Here is a 17947-nt window from a genome sequence, read left to right as displayed (position 1 = left end):
GACGCTCGTGGTCCTTGTTCGGAATCGGACCATGTCGAGGACTTCGGATGCTGGAAGCCAGAGACTGGTACACGGACTGATGAAGTTCACGGGTGTCGAGGTTCCCGAGCCGCCTTGGTAGACGACATTGAACCCGCTGGGCACCATGCGGCAACGTGTGGGTACCGAGGATCCAGGCAGGACGGGGAGTCATGACGCCACAGGGCCGGTCAGAGCATGGCCAGGAGACGGATCAGGCGCAAGTTGAGGGGCCGCAGCATGGCAGAACACCCTTTGGGGTGGCCGGGACCGGGGTCGAACCGGTGACCTTTCACTTTTCAGGCGAACGCTACTACCAACTGAGCTACCCGGCCATCGTGTCCATGCAAACGTCTCGTGAACACGAAAGCGGTGATGAACTCATCACCGCTTCAGCGACCCCGATGGGACTTGAACCCACGACCTCCGCCGTGACAGGGCGGCGCGCTAACCAACTGCGCTACGGGGCCTTGACTCTTCCGAGTCCTGACCGCTGCCTCAGGCAGCTCGAAAAATATAGCAAGTTTGTGGGACAGAAGGGAAATCGAGTCAGGAAGCAGCCGTCAAAAGCCCGTTGACCAGGGGCGTTGCCCATTCTCTCGGGGGTCGTTCCTGGAGTGTGACGTTCTCTGTGAGCGAATACCGTGAGGTGGGTTCGGGGTGGAGGTGGTGCGGAACGGACCCCGAACGGTGGATGGTCAGACTGTGTCGAGGGCTGTGGCCGTCTGGAAGACGAGGGGAGACGTGAGGGGGAGTGTGTACATCAGACGTCTGTGGAACATGAAAAGGCCCCGTACCGGATTCGGTACGGGGCTCGTGGACGTATCCCGGACGGGATTCGAACCCGCGTTGCCGCCTTGAAAGGGCGGTGTCCTAGGCCTCTGGACGACCGGGACTCAGCGGAGGCCGACCAATGGCAACCGTTGAACTGGACCATCATATCTGGGTCCCATCGCAGGCGAGAAATCGTCGACTCGGCATTCTGGCCGACGGGGTCGCAGCACATCAGAAATGACAGACGTCGGCAACCCCCTGGGGTTGCCGACGCTGTGGTGATTCAGTCGAGGATGCTTGAGTCAATGCGAAGTGGGTACAACGAGGAGCGGATGGAGGTGAGGCGCACTCCAGCACTGGGGTTCGCTGCTTCCACGATCTGCCCGTTACCGACGTAGATGGCGACGTGACCGCCACCCGGTCGGGCAAAGAGGTCGCCCGGCTGGATCTCGTCCAAGGAAATGCGATGGCCACGCTCGACCTGTGCCCCTGAGTAATGGGGCAGATCAATTCCAGCCTGCTGGTAGGCCTTCATCACCAGGCCGGAGCAGTCGAAGCCGTTTGGGCCCTCGCCTCCCCAGATGTAGGGCTTACCCACCTGCGCCTTCGCATAGTTGACAATGGCGGCCCGGGCCCTACTGGGTGAGACAGAAGGGCTGGGCGTGGGCCCGGGGGCTGGAGTGGGTCGGGTGTTGGTGGTGAGGTATCGGGTGGAGGCCCACAGGGTGCGTCCGCGGTGGGTGATCTGGGTCCATCCGGAGGTGGTGTTTCCGGTGGTGGTGAGGGCGGTGCCGCGTGTGACGGATGTGTATATGGAGGCGCTCATGGAGGCGCTGGTTCGTAGGTTGAGGTTGGCTGTGGTGTAGACGGTCCTGGCCGATTGACGTGCCGCCGCTGGTTTCGGTGTGGGTCGGGTGTTGGTGGTGAGGTATCGGGTGGAGGCCCACAGGGTGCGTCCGCGGTGGGTGATCTGGGTCCATCCGGAGGTGGTGTTTCCGGTGGTGGTGAGGGCGGTGCCGCGTGTGACGGATGTGTATATGGAGGCGCTCATGGAGGCGCTGGTTCGTAGGTTGAGGTTGGCTGTGGTGTAGACGGTCCTGGCCGATTGACGTGCCGCCGCTGGCTTCGGTGCGGGCGGGACGGCATGGGTGCTCAGGTAGCGCGACCCGACCCAACGGTGAACCCCGTTGTAGACGACTTCGCTGAATCCTCCTGAGGAACGTCCGGTGACGCCGACCTTCTCGCCGGGGGAGAGCATCCCCACCTTGGCGGCCTGCATGGAGTGCCCTGCGCGGACATGGACGTACGTCGTTGCCTGGGCGAACCCAACTGGCGAGCTGGATGCGGAGGGGCTCGAGGTCGAAGGTCGCCAGGCGACCGATGACAGGTAGTGGTGGTCAACGTAAGCCGTGTGGCCACGGTAGGCAACCGGAACCCAGCCATGCACCGGGGTGCCGGTTTGATTAAGCTGCTGGCCCTTCTCGAGCACGCCCAGGATCTTTCCGTGGGTGCCTGCCTGGGACCTGATGTTGACGGCGGTGCGAGCCGACACACGGGCCATGACTGCGGTCTTGGAGGCTTGCGCCTGGGGGGCGAAGAACTGACTGCCGCCGATTGCGAGACCAGCGGTGGCCAGAGTTGCGACCCCGGCCCGAATCGGGCGCACTACACCCATGGAACTGACTCCTTCCGGCGTGTGGACCCGCCTCCGTGTAGGACGCTCCTGACTCTTCCCCGGATCCGTCCACCGACCCAGCCAGGAACACCTCGCGTGACAAGGTCATTCAAGGCGGCGAAAACGGTTTCGTCCACTCAGCTGAAGGATCGTTCTGCCCACGTCAACGGGACACGCCGAGAAGGGGCTGAGAATGTCAAAGATGTTATTCGAGATTCAAGAGAGTCACCAAGGGACTCTTACTCTGCGCTGACTAGGGGTGATGCTGTTGGTACTGACAAGGATGCCGAAGGAGGGCGGCAACAGGACGGCACGTCGCAGGGTTTCTGCCAACTCTGAAGTCGTGGTTGACGTTTGCAAGTAGGCATCGTCAGGCCTTGCGGAAGCCATGTTGGACAGACCTCCGACAGTGGCAGGGTCTCCGGTCAACCTCGCGCTGACATGGGAGCCTCGCTACACTGAGAGAGCCCCCGTAGCTCAGTTGGTTAGAGCAGCGGACTTTTAATCCGCGGGTCCTGGGTTCGAGTCCCAGTGGGGGCACCGGTCCACAGGGAACCTGATGGTTGCCGTGTGGTGGATATCGTGTCGCACCTGTGGCCCCCAGGTGCACAGAGGTTCTCTTTGCCTCGCATCCTTCCTGCGCAAGCCCGCCTCTCGATAGTGTTGGCCCCATGAGAGATCCTGCAGACATCGAGTGCTGGCTGACCGACATGGACGGCGTGCTCGTCCATGAGAACCATGAGGTGCCTGGCGCCAGCGATCTCATCAATCGATGGGTCGACACCTCGAAGCGATTCCTGGTCCTGACCAACAATTCCATCTTCACTCCGCGCGACTTGGCCGCTCGGATGCAGGCTTCGGGTCTGACGGTGCCGGAGGACAACATCTGGACCTCGGCCCTCGCCACCGCGCACTTCCTGGCTGACCAGCACCCCGGTGCCCGCCTCTACGTCATTGGCGAGGCCGGCCTGACGACAGCCCTGCACGAAGCCGGGTTCATCCTCACCGACACCGACCCCGACTACGTCGTCCTCGGAGAGACCCGTACCTACTCCTTCGAGGCCATCACCAAGGCCGTCCGGTTCATCGTCGACGGTGCACGGTTCATCTGCACCAACCCAGATGCCACTGGCCCGAGCAAGGAAGGCCCACTGCCTGCCACTGGCGCCGTCGCGTCGATGATCGAGGCTGCCTCGAAGCACAAGCCGTACATCGTCGGAAAACCCAACCCGATGATGTTCCGCTCCGCCCTGAACCGCATCGAGGCCCACTCCGAGAAGACCGCCATGATTGGTGACCGAATGGATACCGACATGGTTGCCGGTATGGAGGCTGGCCTGCTGACCGTCTTGGTGCTCTCGGGCATCACCAGGCGTGAGGACGTCGACCAGTACCCCTACCGTCCGAACATCATTCTGGACTCGGTGGCAGACCTTCACGAGCTCATCTGAGGTGGTCATCTGACACTGCGACGGTGCTGAACGTCCTCACACCTGCCAGGGGATGACGACGTCCTCCGGAGCGCTCGGGTGCCCGTGGCCCTCAAGGACGTATCCCCACGTATCGATCCCCTCGGGAGCCAGGTCGAGGGGTAGCCGAGTCGCGACGTCGCGTAGATGATCCTTGACGTGCTGCATCTCGTTCATCTCGTCACGGGTCGCCTCCTCCTTGAGCCAGGCCTGCTCCAACTCCCAGCCACGCACGCGAGTGCGAACCGTATCCTTGATGAGCTCATGGGCATCAGAACTGGCCTTGACGTGCTTCTCGGCCGAGCACATCCATCCGTAATCCCGGTTGATGCGTAGTAAACCAGGATCGACCGTCATGGAGTCGTGAACGGAGATTTCCGGGCCGATGACGACGGCACCGGCGTTGAGGGCATAGGCGACCTCGTCGCGTTCGGTCTCGTCGGTGAGGATCGACACCGATCTGGTCACCAGGTCGAGCATGTTGCGCGAGCCGTAATCAGATTCCCTGCTCACCCCCTGTGGCGAGCACGTGATGACATATGGGTTCGTGACGCCAAGGTGACCGATCGCCATCTCGGCGGGCACGTTCTCCCGTAGACCGCCGTCAACGTAGTGCTCCCCGTCGAGGTCGACCGGACGGAACACCCCAGGAATCGAGCACGATGCGAGAACGCCACGGGAGACGTCGAAGGTCGAGGAACCGATGGGGTTGTTGTCCCGGTCGACAAGCTCCCCGGACTCGGTCATGTAGCGCAGTTCCCCGGATTCCAGGGCGACGGTGGCAATGCGTACCGACATTCCTGAGGTGGCCAGCAACTCTGACTTGAAGAAGTCCCTGTCGAGAAGCTTGGCGAGGATGGGGCCGGCGCGGTACGTCGAGGCGGAGGTCTCGGCCCCACGGACGATGGTGGAAATGTCGCCGCCGTCCAGGCTCAGTCGCGACAGGGTGGACAACAGCTGCAGGACGACGCCCGGTGTCCAGGAATCGGTGGAAATGGGGTCATCACGGGTGGCGATCTCCAGGGTCCACGCCTGGCCGGTGAGACGGTCGTCGTCGCGACCCGCGACCGGTTCTGCCGGGTCGGGGACCTTCGTCTCCTGCCCACCTCGGTGGAAGGGCAGGCTCATCCACGGGCGCGGGCTCTTGGCCTTGGCAGCCTCCCGATTGAGCAGGGACATCCATTCCGGGCCCTTCTCCAACAGCCTCGCGAACCACGCCCGCGGGGTGAACATGTCGGACTGGCCAGTCATCTCCAGCCACATCGTCTCCAATTGACGCAGTGCCGCCGCCTGCTTGGCGGGATCGGTCCATTGAGCCAGGGTACAGGCCACGATCGATCCGGCTGAGGTCGCCACCATGGCGGTGGGGGCGATGCCGACGACGTCATAGAGATGTCGCAGCGCCCCCATCTGGAAGGAGGCCTTGGACCCACCTCCAGCAAGGACGAGCCCCTGCTGGGGGGTTCGGCTTCCGAGCCCGAATGCGAGAGTGGGAATGCCGAGCCATGAGGGGAGTTCCATGGCTCGATCCTACGGGCCACAGCTGACTTCATGGCACGACCGGTCACCCTCAGGAGGCAGCTGCGATGGTCTCCTGGATGGTCTTGATCGTGGTGTCCAGGTGCTCCTGTTCCCAGTTGTCCAGCGGCACCTCAACGATCTGTTCGACGCCGTGGGCCCCGATGATGCACGGGGTGCTCATGGAGACGTCACTGTCGTGGCCGTAGTGGCCGTGCAGGGTGGTGCAGACCGGGTAGAGGGACCGCTCGTCACGCACGATGGCTCGCGCGATCGTCATCGCGGCCTGGCCGACTCCGGCATTCGTCCAGCCCTTGAGGTTGAAGACGTCGGTTCCGGCATTGTTGGTGCGGATGGCGATGTCTTCGGGATCCAGCGGACCGACGCCGAAGACCCGCGGAAGGTCGTCGAAGCTCACGCCACCGACATTGACCCCGCTGATGAGCGGGAATCCCGACGGACCGTGCTCGCCGATCATGTAACCGCGCACGAACTGCGGGTTCACACCGACATGGTCTGCGATGAGACGGCACATCCGCGCTGAGTCCAGGAGGGTGCCGGTGCCCATGACGAGCCCCTGCGGGTGATCGAACTCGGTGCTGGCGATGTGAACGTTGGCGTCCAGCGGGTTGGAGCAGATGATGACGGCGACGTCGTGGTTACGCTTGGTGATCTCGGTCATGATCTCACGTATGATCTGGCCATTCGTGGCTGCCAGTTCGCGGCGGTCGGCGCCGGTGGCAGGACCCTTGGCCGGATCGATGGACGGTCCAGCGGCGATGACGATGACGTCGGCGTCCGCCAGGTCGTCGTGAGTGCCGGCAATCACCGTTGTGTTGGGCATGTTGGGGACGGCGGTGGCGTGGTGTTGGTCGAGAGCCTGGCCTTCAGACACTCTCTCCTTGACGTCGAGGAGGACGATGCGACCGAACAATCCACTTGCCATGGCGTCGAAGAGCACCGCTTCCCCGACCCGACCGACTCCGATGATCCCCAACGTGTGTGGCTTGACAGGCATTGCGAACTCCTTCGATCATCCTCGTTGTGTCCATCCATGATGCACCTCGACCGATTCATCGATGCGGCGTGTCGCCAACGCCCGTTCTTTGCGCAGAACACAGGACGGGCTGAGAATGTCTGAGTGACGACAATTCCCGACATCTCCGAGGCACCGCCGCGACACCAACCGCCAGACGATCTCAGCCGTTTCGCATGGCTTTCGATCGCTGCGGCCGCTGTGACGATCCTGCTGAAGGTCCTCGCCTGGCGTATCACCGGGTCGGTCGGACTCCTGTCGGACGCCGCGGAATCCCTCGTCAACCTCGTCGCCGCGGTCATCGCCCTGGTTGCCCTCAAGGTGTCGATCCGTCCGCCGGACGAGAAACATCACTTCGGGCACTCGAAGGCCGAGTACTTCTCTGCCGGTGCTGAGGGGATGATGATCTTCATCGCGGCTGCGGTCATCATCTACACCGCCGTGCAGCGGTTCATCCACCCCCGACCTATCGAGGATGCCGGCATCGGCCTGCTGATCTCGGTGCTGGCCTCGGTCGTCAACGGGGTGGTCGCATGGGTACTGCTCAAGAACGGCAGACAGCGTCGGTCCATGACCCTCATCGCCGACGGAAAACACCTGCTGACCGACGTGTGGACGTCGGTCGGAGTCCTGGCCGGAGTCGGTCTGGTCTGGCTGACCGGATGGCAGCGGCTTGACCCGATCGTGGCCTTCGCAGTGGGCGTGAACATTCTCGTCACCGGGGTCAAGCTCGTCGGCCAGTCCGCCACGGCCTTGCTTGACGTCTCCCTGCCCGAGGAGGACAACCAGGCAATTCGGGACTTCCTGGACGCCCACTCCAGCGACCACATCACGTTCCACGCGGTGCGTACCCGGGAGGCCGGATACCGCCGTTTCCTCGAGTTCCACATGCTCGTGCCGGGGTCGTGGACGGTCAAGCAGGGCCATGACGCCATGGAGGACCTCATTGACGAGATCCTCGATGAGTGGCCTGAGATGCGGGTCAACGGCCACCTGGAGCCGATCGAGGACCCCCGCTCCTATGAGGACATGGACGTCTGATTCCACGGAGGCCTGGCACGACTAGGGTCAGTCGTGGTGGTTCGACACAGAAGTGTCTGGCAGATGCGCAACGACGGACGAACGAGAGGAGCCCGAGATGGCCGAGGCCAACGGCGAGGTCGTGACGGTGCCCGATTGGGACGAGTATTTCCTGGGCATAGCTGAGGCCGTCGCGGCTCGGGCCAAGTGCACCCGTCGTCGCGTTGGGGCCCTCCTCGTCCACCAACACCGCATCATCGCCACGGGCTACAACGGTGCCGCTCCCGGCCGCCCGGACTGCCTGGAGGGAGCCTGCCCGCGTGGCCGACTGGGGTACGGAGAAGTACCCGCCTTCTCCGACTACGACGTTCCCGGTTCCCCGGGGTTCTGCATCGCCATCCATGCCGAGGTCAATGCACTTCTCTTCGCCACCCGCGACACTGCCGGGGCGACGGCCTACGTCACCGACAAGCCATGCCCTGGATGCCGCAAGGCACTCGCGGCTGCGGGCGTGGTGAGGGCGGTGTGGCCGGACGGCGAGTTCGACCAGGACGGGCTGGTCAACTGGGAGTTGTGACGGTGTCGTGGTCGCCCCGGAGCGCCTCAGGGGCACTCATGGGACGCGAAACGGTGGTGCCCGGATGAACTGGACACCACCGTTTCCCTGAATGCAGACTCACTCGTTGGAAATGTGGGAGATCTTTGGCTCCAGGGCTTTCTCGGCCTCGGAGGCGACGGCCTCCAACTCGGCTCCCGTTGACGCCATGACGGCCGCGACGACAGCCCCCTCGACCAACGGGGCGGTGGAGATCTTCACCTTGCTGGCGATCTTGGGGTCGAGGAATTCCAGGGCCATCTCAGCCGACAGAATCGCCGATCCCAGATCCACCAGTACGAGTATCCCGTTGCAACTACCAATCCTCTCGATGGCGGAGCTCACGGCAGCCGCATCGGTGCCCAGGGTGGTGTCGTCGAGACCGGCGGCAACCTCGATGGGCGGAGTGTCCGGACCGGGCAGCATCTGGGAGGCAAGGTCGGCTGCAGCACGTCCCAGCGGTCGGCTGTGGGAGACGATGACGATTCCAACACCCTGGTTCGGTTCACTCATCATTCAGCTCCTGACAGGTAGCGTGCCGTGGACTCCAGGAGCAGGGCCATGGAGGTGGCTCCGGGGTCCTGGTGCCCCTTGCTTCGTTCTCCAAGATAGGACGCCCTGCCTCGACGAGCCACCATCTCGATGGTCGCATCGCGGCCCTCATTGGCAGCCTCGGCTGCCTTGGCGAGGGCGTCGGCGGCGGAACCACCGTCGGCGGCAACCTTCTTGGCAGCATCAACAGCGGGGGACAGCGCATCAACCAGGGTCTTGTCGCCGACCTCGGCCTTACCGCGGGCCACGATGCCGGCCAAGCCAGCATCAAGGGCGTCGGCGAGCAGCTGAGCAGTGGGCTCGCCGTCAGTCGTGATGACCGTCGACAGGCGCAGGAAGAAAGTGCCGTACAGCGGGCCGGAAGCACCACCAACGGTGCTCACCAGCGTCATCCCCGCTTTCTTGAGCAACTCGGCGGCAGAGGCGAAGGATTGCGGGTCGAGGGCGGCAACTGCGGTCATCCCACGAGCCATGTTCGAACCGTGGTCGGCGTCACCGATCTGACGGTCCAGGTCAGTGAGCTCAGTCGCGTGCTCCGAGATGACCGCCGAGTAGTCCTTGAGCCACTTGGAAACGGTCGCGGCAGAAATTTCAGACATCAGCATCCCCATCGAAGTCCAGGAGTCTCCACCGGGGCGTCCCACAGCGTCAGGAGGTCGTCGTCAGCGGAGAGCAAGGTCAGGGAACATCCTGCCATCTCCAGGCTCGTGATGTGGTTGCCGACCAGGGTGCGGGCAACCTTGACACCCTTGCCCTCGAGAATCTTGGCGACCTCTCCCCATACCAGGTATTGCTCGATGAGCGGGGTCCCGCCCATGCCGTTGAGCATGGCGATGACGGGAGCTGCGGTGAAGTCACGGTCGGCCAGGATGGGCTCGACGATCTGGGCAGCGACGTCGGTGGCCGTCCCCAACGTGACGGTCTCGCGACCGGGCTCGCCATGGATACCGACGCCGGACTCCATCTCGTCCTCACCGAGGTCGAAGGTGGGCTTGCCAGCTGCCGGTACGGTGCACGACGTCAGGGCGACGCCGAAGGAGCGGCCACCGTCATTGATGCGCTTGGCGAGCTCGAGCAGGGCGTCGAGATCGCGCTTCTCCTCGGCAGCGGCACCGAGGATCTTCTCGGCCAGCACCGTCAGGCCCACACCACGACGACCGGCGGTGTACAGGGAGTCCTGCACGGCGACGTCGTCGGCGATGACGATGGACTCGACGCGGGTGCCAGCCTCCATCGACGCCATCTCGGCAGCCATGTCGAAGTTCATGACGTCACCGGTGTAGTTCTTGACGATGTGGAGCACACCGGCGCCACCGTCAACGGCCTTGGTGGCCTCGGTGATCTGGTCGGGAACCGGGGAGGTGAACACCTCGCCGCAGCAGGCGGCGTCGAGCATTCCGCAGCCGACATAGCCGGAGTGCAGCGGCTCGTGGCCGGATCCCCCACCGGAGACCAGGCCAACCTTCCCGCTGACCGGGCCGCCGGCGCGTAGCACGATACGGTGTTCGAGATCGACCTTCAGACAATCAGGGTGGGCGGCCGCCACGCCACGCAGGGAATCAACGACGACGTCCTCAACGGCATTGATGAGTTTCTTCATGGGACCAGTGAACCATCTTGGCCCTGAATTTCCAGAGGGGGTCGGGAACATGGTGGATTGTGTTCACCTGTCGTCACATGACTGTATGGCTCACTTTGTCTGCTGGACGTAGTCGATCGTCACCTTGCCACGCACCTGACGCAGCCAGGGCGCCCGCTTGGAGGGATCGAAGACCACCCGGATCTTGTCGTTGTGCATGATGACTGCGGTGATGACGACGAAGGTGATGCCCAGGCTGATGGCTCCCCATGCGACCGTGGCGCGCGGGCCGATGGCGTTGCCGATCCATCCGACGATCGGGGAGACGAACGGGGTGCCACCCATCACCAGGGCGGCCCACAGGCTCATGACACGTCCACGCATCTGCGGGATGACCGAGGTCTGCACCATGGCATTGGCGGTGATGAGGGTCGAAATGGCACCCCATCCGACGAACATCTTGAGGACAGCGAAGGTGCCGTAGTTCGGGGCCAGGGCCGACAAACCCATGCTGACGCTGTAGACCAGCAGGGCGAGCTCGACCCAGCGCAGCCGCGGCCTGCGTCGAGCGGCTCCCAGAGCGGCAACCATCGAGCCGATACCCATGAGCGAACCGAGCAGGCCGTACTCGCCGGATCCCTTGCCAAAGGCCTGGGTGGCCATGACGGCGTCGGAGATGGTGAAGTTGAAGCCGAAGGTTCCCATCATGAACCCGATCGCCAACAGGATGACGAGGTCGGGGCGACGCTTGACGTACCGGACGCCGTCGCGCACCCGTGCCTTCTCGGCTGAGGGTGGGGACACGTAGAGACGGTCAGCCCTGATGAACAACAGGGTTGTGATGAACCCGATGAAGCAGAGGACGTTGATGGCCATCACCCAGCCGACTCCCACGGCGGCGATGAGCAGGCCACCGACGCCAGGGCCGAGCAGGCGGGCGCCGTTGAAGGAGGCAGAGTTGAGGCTCACGGCGTTGGGCAGGTTCTTCAGTGGGACGAGCTCGGAGACGAAGGCCTGGGTGGCCGGGCTGTAGAACGCGCCGGCGAGGCCATCCATGGCTGCGATGACGAACACCATCCACAGGCGCACCGCCCCGGTGAGGACGAGGGTGGAAAGAATCGCGGCGTCAATCGCCAGAACGATCTGCGCCGTCACCATGATGCGACGCTTGGACATTCGGTCAGCCAAAGCGCCAGCCCACGGCGTGACGAGCAGGATGGGCGCGAAGTTCACCGCCATCACCCAACCGAGCACCGCCGCATTGCCGTGGGTCAAAATGACGAGCACCAGCCACGACTGGGCGGTACGGGCCATCCACTGCCCCATGTTCGTCAGGAGAGTGCCGGAGAAGTAGATCCGATAATTCGGAATGCTCAGGCTGGCGAACATGGTTCTCACGGTGACGACTCCTGCCGAACTCGAGTGGGGTATCGGGCATCTGTGATTATCCATCGTTTCTGTCACTGGTGCAGATACGGGTTGGACATGCAGCGGCGATATGGTCGCCACTGGTGCACGTTCCGAGAAGTCCTTCGGTGTGGTGCCCGCCTGACGCACGATCCGCGTCTCCACCACTGACTCAGGGAGTTGTCCATGGCCACTGCAGCCGAATGGCTAGAGGGGGCTCGTCCCCGTACCCTCCCCACCGCGATTGCTCCGGTGGTGGCGGGTACCGCGATCGCCATTGCCGACGGTGGTGCGCGGTGGGAACTGGCCACCCTGTGCCTCGTGGTGGCGTTGGGGCTCGTCGTCGGGGTGAATTTCGCCAATGATTACTCCGACGGTATTCGCGGCTCCGACGGGGAGGACCGGGTTGGTCCGCTGCGGCTGGTCGGGTCAGGAGTCGCTGAACCCTCGCACGTCGAAGCTGCTGCCTTCGCGTGCTTCGGGGTCTCGGCGGTGGCCGGACTCATCATCACCATCATGACTGGACACTGGTGGTTCATCATCGTGGGCCTGGCCTGCATCCTTGCGGCCTGGTTCTACACCGGTGGTTCACACCCCTACGGCTATGCCGGCCTGGGGGAGACCTTCGTCTTCATCTTCTTCGGGCTGGTCGCCGTCGGCGGCACGGTGTACGTCCAGGCCGATCACGTCGGCACGGCTGGCTGGGTGACGGCCTGTGTCATCGGTGCGATGGCCTGTGCGGTGCTGGTGGCCAACAATCTGCGCGACATCGACGGTGATCGCGTCAGTGGCAAGCACACCGTGGCCACCAAGCTGGGCCATCAGGGGACGCGGATCTTGTACCTCGTGCTGGTGGCCCTGGCCTGCGTCGGTGTCATCGTCGTCGCGGCCCTGTCGACCTGGTGGGTCCTTCTGGGCCTGCTCATGGTCATTCTGCTCGTCTCCCCGGTGAAGGCCTTGGCCACGAAGGCCACCGGGATGGCCCTGGTGCCGGTCCTCAAGAACACCGGGCTGGCGGAGTTGCTGTGCGCTGTGGGATTTCTGGTCGGGGCGATGCTGGATCGGCCGTTGTGACCCACTCTTGACAGGCTGTCTTAGGTTAGGTAACCTAAGTATCATGCGCCGCAGAGCAGCGGGCGATCAGGAATAGAGGCTTTAGCCATGTCCGTTAATAGGAAAATAGTTGTGGGGGTCGTGGCGGCGTGTATGGGTGCCACTGTTTTGGCGGCAGCGCCGGCGCCGTCGAAGGCTGCGTTGGAAATGTATGCCGACTCGAATTTCCATGGTCTCATTGCGAAACAGACTAAGGTAGGTTACTATAACTTTAACAAAAATCAGAATGATTCTCTCAGTTCTGTAAAAAATCAGACTCCTTATGGTGCCGCATTTTGGTATGATGTAAACCAGAAGGGGCATTGCTGGGATTATAAGCCGTGGACGAATGATTCGTCGTTCTGGTGGAAAGATCATGATGAAGCCTCATCCTATGGATTGGGTCATCGGTGCTGACATCGCAACGACAAGGCCTTGAGGGGGTGGCTCACCCCCTCAAGGCCAGTGATGTCCATGTTTCCTATGTCAAGGGTGACGAGGTACTCAAAGGTGTCGATCTTGTGCTGCACACCGGTGAGCTGATACTCGTTCGCGGAGTGAGTGGTTCCGGAAAGACAACCCTGCTCAATGTGCTCTCTGGGCTCCTGTCTCCATTGCGCGGGACGGTGTGCATCAACGGAGTGGACATCACGAAAATCTCAGAATCACGACGGGACGCCATTCGTCTTCATGAAATGGGGATGGTTTTTCAGCATCATGGGCTCGTCCCCGATTTTACGTCCCGTGAGAATATTGAGCTTGTCCTGCGGGCGTGTGAAATTAAAAATTCTGCGGCCATTGCCATGGATGCTCTCAAAGAGGTGGGGGTCGCTGAATTGGCAGATCGTCGCCCCGCAGAGATGTCTGGTGGGCAGGCTCAGCGGGTGGGGATCGCCCGTGCGATTGCTGGCGGTCATCGAATCGTGCTCGCCGATGAACCGACTGGCCAGCTCGACCGGGCCAATACTGACATGATCTTCAAGGTCTTGCGTCACATCGTCACCGACGGTGCTGATCGTGCAGTCCTGCTGTCCTCCCATGATCCGCGAGCCTGCGACTATGTCGACCGGGTTCTCGACATGGAGGACGGGGTTCTCGAGGAGGTATGAGATGTGGGTCGTCCACGTCACCCGGCTCGTCGTGTCGAACTGGCGGACGTGGCTTCGCGTCATTCCGCTGGCTCTGGTCGTTGTAGCTCTGACTGTCTCCAGCGGCATCACCAATGCTCGGCAACTGTCCGATGAACAGAAGAACATCGCGAGCTACGGCTCCACCAGCGGTCTCTTCTCGCTGCAGGAAGACGTGCCTCCAGGTACCCCCGTACCGATACCCCGTAATAACACGTTGCAGGCATCGGCGCCCTTTCCCCAGCTCTACAGCAATATCAACCTTGTACAGTACGATGACGTCGCCTACCAAGAGATGCCCATGGCCGGTTCGGCCACGCAAGGTCGCTATCGGCTGACCTCGGGTCGCTGGCCGGCGAAGGCCGGGGAGGTTCTGGCCACCAGTACTCTTGGCGCTGATGATGGATCGCGGTTGTCTGCCAAGGCAGGTGATCTCCACCTCACGGTCACCGGCCATGTCGAAGCCGTCTACGATCGGGCTGCGACCTTGGTTCTTGCGGCTCCAGGCACATGGCAGTCATGGCGGATTTCCCGCGATGACGCTGGACGTGCCGGTATCAGGGGCAATGGGCAAATTGGGTTCACCTCCCAGGAGCCCGGTGACGTATGCAGTCTCCTCGCCGAGACCCTGAAGCTTGCAGGTGACTGCGATACCACACAGACCCGTTCTGCCAGCGAAGCTCACGGGCTGACGCCGAAGGCATTCGTGGATCAGAACCTGGCATGGCTGGTGTTTGGCCTGCTGGGGGCAGTCGTGTCCGGCGCGGCACTGACGGCCCTACTCAGACGCATCGCATCCCCCCTTCTGGCTATCGGGGTACGCCGTCGATCGGTATCGGCCATGAGTAAGACGGTGGCCCTCCTCGTTGCAGAAACCGTCTCGCTGATGTCTGTGGCCCTGGGCCAGGCGGTGGTCGCTGCGGCGCGGTGGTACATGGCCCCCAGGGCTTCTGCTCCGTTGGGGCCTTGGCGATTCCCCACGGTCCCGTTGGTGATGGCATTGGTCATCGGGGTACTTCCTGCGGCCATGGTGAACATGGTTCCCTCCCGTCGTAAGACCGTGAAGCGGCGAGGGATCAACATGAACACGGCTCGTCGGCTGGGGTGGGCGGCTCTGGTACTGGGCTGCGCAGTGTGCCTGTGGGGTCTCCTGGGGGCTGACGCAACCTTCACCGCGGTCGCTGTGGTCGCTGGGATGTGTGCAGTGGCCGGTGGTTTGGGGGCACCCTTCGTGCTCTCTCGTCTGGTCCGGACACATCGCCCCGTAGGCCGGGCTCTTGCTGCTCATCGAGCTCTTTCCAGCCGGGGCGGGTGGCATTGCGTCTTCGCAGGTGTGGCGGCGGGTCTGGTCACCGCAACCGCTACCGGGCTTCTCATCGTTTCAGCGTTGTTCTCCCAGGCCAACGCGCAGACGAGCACCGGTATGCCCCCGGGGATGGCCTTGCTCCATGTCTCGATGGAGGGTGTGCCCGCCCTGGAGTCGGCTCAGGTCAAGCAGTTTTCCGATGCCCTGGAAGGCGCCAAAAACATCACCGTCCACCAGGTCGATGACGCCAACATCAGCGGATCATGGTGGTATTTCTCCAAGGTTGACGATGTTGCGGTCGTCACAAAGCTTGACGACGCCCAACGTGACGTCCTTGTATCAGGCGGGTACTTGACCAATGATCCCTCCAGGGCCGACCCGGCACACACCGTCGGGCTGACGGATGATCTGAGCTGGGTCAAGCGCATCTCCGTGCGTCCGAAAGCAGGAATACCACGAGGCGCTGGATCGGCGATTCTGTTCACAGGGCTGACCCCCGATCAGGATCGACTGACCAACGAGTGGGCGCAGGCGCACGGGTTGGGGGAATTTTATGTCATGGCCCCCCGAATCCTCGGTGATGTCCCGCTGCCAACGATCACCATCGTCGCGACCGTCACCTTCATCGTGTTGTCGGCCATCATGGCTGGTCTGTTGGCGAAGGAGGAGAGGGCCGCCAACAGTGATCTGGTGACCAGCCTCAAACGCATCGGGTTGGGCAGGCGTTGGGTGGACCAGGTCATCCTTGTGGAGGTGGCCACCACAATGCTGGCCGCTCTGACGTGCGGGGTGATCTCCTCGGTTGTCGCGGTGTGGCTCACGGGCAGGATCCTGTCGGGAGCCCTGGACCTGCTTGGGGCCGCGTGGTGGGTCTTCGGTGCGTTGGCCGCCGGGATGTTCGGTGGATCTTTGATGGGGGCCGCCATCCATCGCCGTTACCACTTCGACATGAGAGCTACCTGATCCGCGATCCGGCCCTCAGGGGAGTTACAGCTTGATGCCGAATCGCTCCAACCTCTTGCGGTCGGCCTTTGAGCTTGAGGCTTGCAGAGCCAACAACTCGGCGTAGATACCTCCGGAGGCGGCCAGCTCGGCCGGGGTGCCGATCTCGTCAACGCGCCCGGCGTCCAGAGTGACGATTCGGTCGACGCTGGAGATCGTGGAGAGGCGATGGGCGATGATGAGGCTGGTGCGATTGGCCATGAGGGACTCCAGACCGGCCTGCACCCACCGCTCGGACTTGGTGTCCAGGGCCGAGGTGGCCTCGTCCAGGACGAGAATTGGGGCGTCCTTGAGCAGGGCCCGGGCAATCGAGATGCGCTGTTTCTGGCCGCCGGAGAGCTTGATGCCGCGCTCTCCCACGAGGGTGTCGTACTGCTGGGAGAACCGCTTGATGAAACGGTCTGCGTAGGCACGGTGGGCGGCGTCGCGGATCTGCTCGTCGGTGGCCTCGGTGCCGTAGGCGATGTTCTCCCTGATTGATCCGGAGAACAGCGCAGGATCTTGGAAGACCACTCCGATTCGGCGTCGCAGGGTGTCCGGGGCGACCTGGGAGATGTCGTGTCCGGCCACCATGATTGTGCCTTCAGTGACCGGGTAGAGGCCGAGCAGCAGGTTCACCAGGGTGGACTTTCCGCCTCCGGATTCGCCCACGAGTGCCACCTTCTCGCCGGGGTTGACGTCGAAGCTGACATGGTTGATGACCCGATTGAGGCCGTCGTAACTGAAGACGGTGTCCTCGAAGGAGATCATCGGGACGCCCGGTTCGGGCTCGCGAATCGTCATCGTGGCGGTCTGTGGTACGTGGGGCGGACGGGTCTCCATGACCGTGAAGTAATCCTTGGACCCAGCCACGGCGCGTTGGGAGACGTCGATGACGTAACTCATCATCTGCACTGGCTGGCGAGCCATCGTCATGAGCTGAATGAGCAGGATCATGTCCCCGACGCCGAAGTATCCCTTGGCGGTTCGGACGAAGATGATGGCGTAGATGCCGAAGAAGATGACGTTGAGGACCACCCGGCGCACGGTGTCCATGAGGTGCCAGTGGTTGGACTGGCGGCGGGTGGCGTCGACGGTGGCGTCGTAGTGGTCGTTGAACTGTTCCTGCTCGTTGGCCTCGGTGACGTAGGACTTGACGACGCGAATCTGGGAGACGACCTCTTGGAACCGCCCGCCGGCGGTGTCGATGTGGTGGTTGATGACGTCCTGGTGGGTCTGCCAGTTGCGTGACGTCAGGGCCGTCAACCAGACGTATATCGGGAAGACGATCGCCAACAGCACGGCCAACGGCCAGTAGTAGACCGCTGAGATGACGAGGACGGCGCCCGTCGTCAGCAATAGGGTGAAGAAGTTGTTCGAGAAGGCCTTGGCGAAGTCGGTGACGTTGGTGATCGACCGGGTGAGTTTGGAGGTGATCGATCCGGTGAGCTCCTCGTCGAACCAGGACTGCGGCAGCTCCAGCAGCTTGCTGAAGTAGCGCGTCGACAGGATCTGGCGCATCCTTGCGCTCATGATGTCGCCCAGCCAGCCGTTGACGTTGGTGAGCAGGGAGTTGACGACGTCGAGGACGAGAATGACCACCGCGAGCAGCACGATGTCGCGGATGTGATGGTCGTTGCCGCGCACGCCTGCCACGGCGAGGTCGGTGGCTCGGGCGATGACGAAGGGGACGGCCAGCTGGGTGATCGCGACGATGACGGCCGAGATGACGACCCCGAGGTAGAACTTCCACAGCTGCGAGGTGAATCGGAGGATTCGTGACAAGGAACGCATGGGT

Annotated in this window: 15 protein-coding genes and 4 tRNA genes; 8 read left to right on the top strand and 11 right to left on the bottom strand. The window is 62.9% G+C overall.

The genetic code is table 11. From position 1 onward, the window contains the following. Positions 1–279: 279 nt before the first annotated feature. The 4 genes from ACSJJT_RS11200 to ACSJJT_RS11185 form a co-directional block, all read right to left on the bottom strand. Positions 280–353: transfer RNA gene (locus ACSJJT_RS11200), tRNA-Phe, on the bottom strand. A 61-nt stretch (positions 354–414) separates the two neighbouring features. Further along, a tRNA-Asp gene (locus tag ACSJJT_RS11195) sits at positions 415–488 on the bottom strand. A gap of 353 nt (positions 489–841) precedes the next feature. Beyond that, positions 842–914 (bottom strand) — tRNA-Glu (locus ACSJJT_RS11190). 161 nt (positions 915–1075) lie between these two features. Continuing rightward, positions 1076–2467 carry a C40 family peptidase gene (locus ACSJJT_RS11185; protein WP_435918356.1) on the bottom strand — a complete coding sequence of 464 codons (1392 nt, stop codon included), beginning with the start codon at positions 2465–2467 and terminating at the stop codon, positions 1076–1078. Between the two features lie 466 nt (positions 2468–2933). On the opposite strand from ACSJJT_RS11185, the gene ACSJJT_RS11180 reads away from it, so the two are divergent. Both ACSJJT_RS11180 and ACSJJT_RS11175 read left to right on the top strand, forming a co-directional pair. Beyond that, positions 2934–3007, top strand: a tRNA-Lys gene (locus ACSJJT_RS11180). Positions 3008–3138: 131 nt separating this feature from the next. Further along, positions 3139–3918: an HAD-IIA family hydrolase gene (locus tag ACSJJT_RS11175; RefSeq protein ID WP_435918355.1), complete on the top strand. Its 780-nt coding sequence runs from the start codon at positions 3139–3141 to the stop codon at positions 3916–3918. A gap of 36 nt (positions 3919–3954) precedes the next feature. Here ACSJJT_RS11175 and ACSJJT_RS11170 read toward each other — a convergent pair whose 3' ends face one another. Next, positions 3955–5457, bottom strand: coding sequence for a patatin-like phospholipase family protein (locus ACSJJT_RS11170; RefSeq protein ID WP_435918354.1), 1503 nt, complete (start codon positions 5455–5457; stop codon positions 3955–3957). A 49-nt stretch (positions 5458–5506) separates the two neighbouring features. Next, positions 5507–6472, bottom strand: a complete 966-nt coding sequence (locus tag ACSJJT_RS11165) for a lactate/malate family dehydrogenase (RefSeq protein ID WP_435918353.1) — start codon at positions 6470–6472, stop codon at positions 5507–5509. A 123-nt stretch (positions 6473–6595) separates the two neighbouring features. Between ACSJJT_RS11165 and ACSJJT_RS11160 the strand changes: the two genes are divergently transcribed. Together ACSJJT_RS11160 and ACSJJT_RS11155 are read left to right on the top strand one after the other, a co-directional pair. After that, the gene (locus ACSJJT_RS11160) at positions 6596–7531 is read left to right on the top strand and encodes a cation diffusion facilitator family transporter (protein ID WP_435918352.1); all 936 of its coding nucleotides are present in this window, start codon (positions 6596–6598) and stop codon (positions 7529–7531) included. Positions 7532–7628: 97 nt separating this feature from the next. Continuing rightward, the gene (locus tag ACSJJT_RS11155; protein ID WP_435918351.1) at positions 7629–8087 is read left to right on the top strand and encodes a deoxycytidylate deaminase; all 459 of its coding nucleotides are present in this window, start codon (positions 7629–7631) and stop codon (positions 8085–8087) included. 99 nt (positions 8088–8186) lie between these two features. Here the strand turns inward: ACSJJT_RS11155 and dhaM are convergent, their stop codons facing one another. The 4 genes from dhaM to ACSJJT_RS11135 form a co-directional block, all read right to left on the bottom strand. After that, positions 8187–8618 (bottom strand): dihydroxyacetone kinase phosphoryl donor subunit DhaM, encoded by a 432-nt coding sequence (gene dhaM, locus ACSJJT_RS11150; RefSeq protein WP_435918350.1) that lies wholly within the window; start codon positions 8616–8618, stop codon positions 8187–8189. After that, complete coding sequence (gene dhaL, locus ACSJJT_RS11145; protein WP_435918349.1) at positions 8618–9268, bottom strand: dihydroxyacetone kinase subunit DhaL; 651 nt, start codon at positions 9266–9268, stop codon at positions 8618–8620. The genes dhaM and dhaL overlap by 1 nt, the downstream gene beginning before the upstream one ends. Further along, on the bottom strand, positions 9256–10257 hold the full coding sequence (dhaK, locus tag ACSJJT_RS11140; protein ID WP_435918348.1) for a dihydroxyacetone kinase subunit DhaK: 1002 nt from the start codon (positions 10255–10257) through the stop codon (positions 9256–9258). Before dhaK ends, dhaL begins: the two co-directional genes overlap by 13 nt. Positions 10258–10347: 90 nt before the next feature. After that, entirely contained in the window at positions 10348–11625 is a 1278-nt protein-coding gene (locus tag ACSJJT_RS11135; protein ID WP_435918441.1) for an MFS transporter, read from the bottom strand. Between the two features lie 204 nt (positions 11626–11829). Between ACSJJT_RS11135 and ACSJJT_RS11130 the strand changes: the two genes are divergently transcribed. The 4 genes from ACSJJT_RS11130 (at position 11830) to ACSJJT_RS11115 (ending at position 16131) form a co-directional block, all read left to right on the top strand. Beyond that, a complete protein-coding gene (locus ACSJJT_RS11130; protein ID WP_002515366.1) occupies positions 11830–12717 on the top strand; it encodes a 1,4-dihydroxy-2-naphthoate polyprenyltransferase in 888 nt (295 codons plus the stop codon). Between the two features lie 72 nt (positions 12718–12789). Next, the gene (locus ACSJJT_RS11125) at positions 12790–13152 is read left to right on the top strand and encodes a hypothetical protein (RefSeq protein WP_435918440.1); all 363 of its coding nucleotides are present in this window, start codon (positions 12790–12792) and stop codon (positions 13150–13152) included. Then, positions 13146–13844 carry an ABC transporter ATP-binding protein gene (locus ACSJJT_RS11120; protein WP_435918347.1) on the top strand — a complete coding sequence of 233 codons (699 nt, stop codon included), beginning with the start codon at positions 13146–13148 and terminating at the stop codon, positions 13842–13844. Before ACSJJT_RS11125 ends, ACSJJT_RS11120 begins: the two co-directional genes overlap by 7 nt. 1 nt (position 13845) lies before the next feature. After that, positions 13846–16131, top strand: coding sequence for an ABC transporter permease family protein (locus ACSJJT_RS11115; RefSeq protein ID WP_435918346.1), 2286 nt, complete (start codon positions 13846–13848; stop codon positions 16129–16131). A gap of 24 nt (positions 16132–16155) precedes the next feature. On the opposite strand, the gene ACSJJT_RS11110 is transcribed toward ACSJJT_RS11115, so the two are convergent. After that, positions 16156–17943 (bottom strand): ABC transporter ATP-binding protein, encoded by a 1788-nt coding sequence (locus ACSJJT_RS11110; protein WP_435918345.1) that lies wholly within the window; start codon positions 17941–17943, stop codon positions 16156–16158. Positions 17944–17947 lie beyond the last annotated feature (4 nt).

It is taken from the genome of Cutibacterium nasicola, assembly GCF_051303185.1.
Classification (GTDB): domain Bacteria; phylum Actinomycetota; class Actinomycetes; order Propionibacteriales; family Propionibacteriaceae; genus Cutibacterium.
This window is presented reverse-complemented; position numbering and strand designations above follow the sequence as displayed.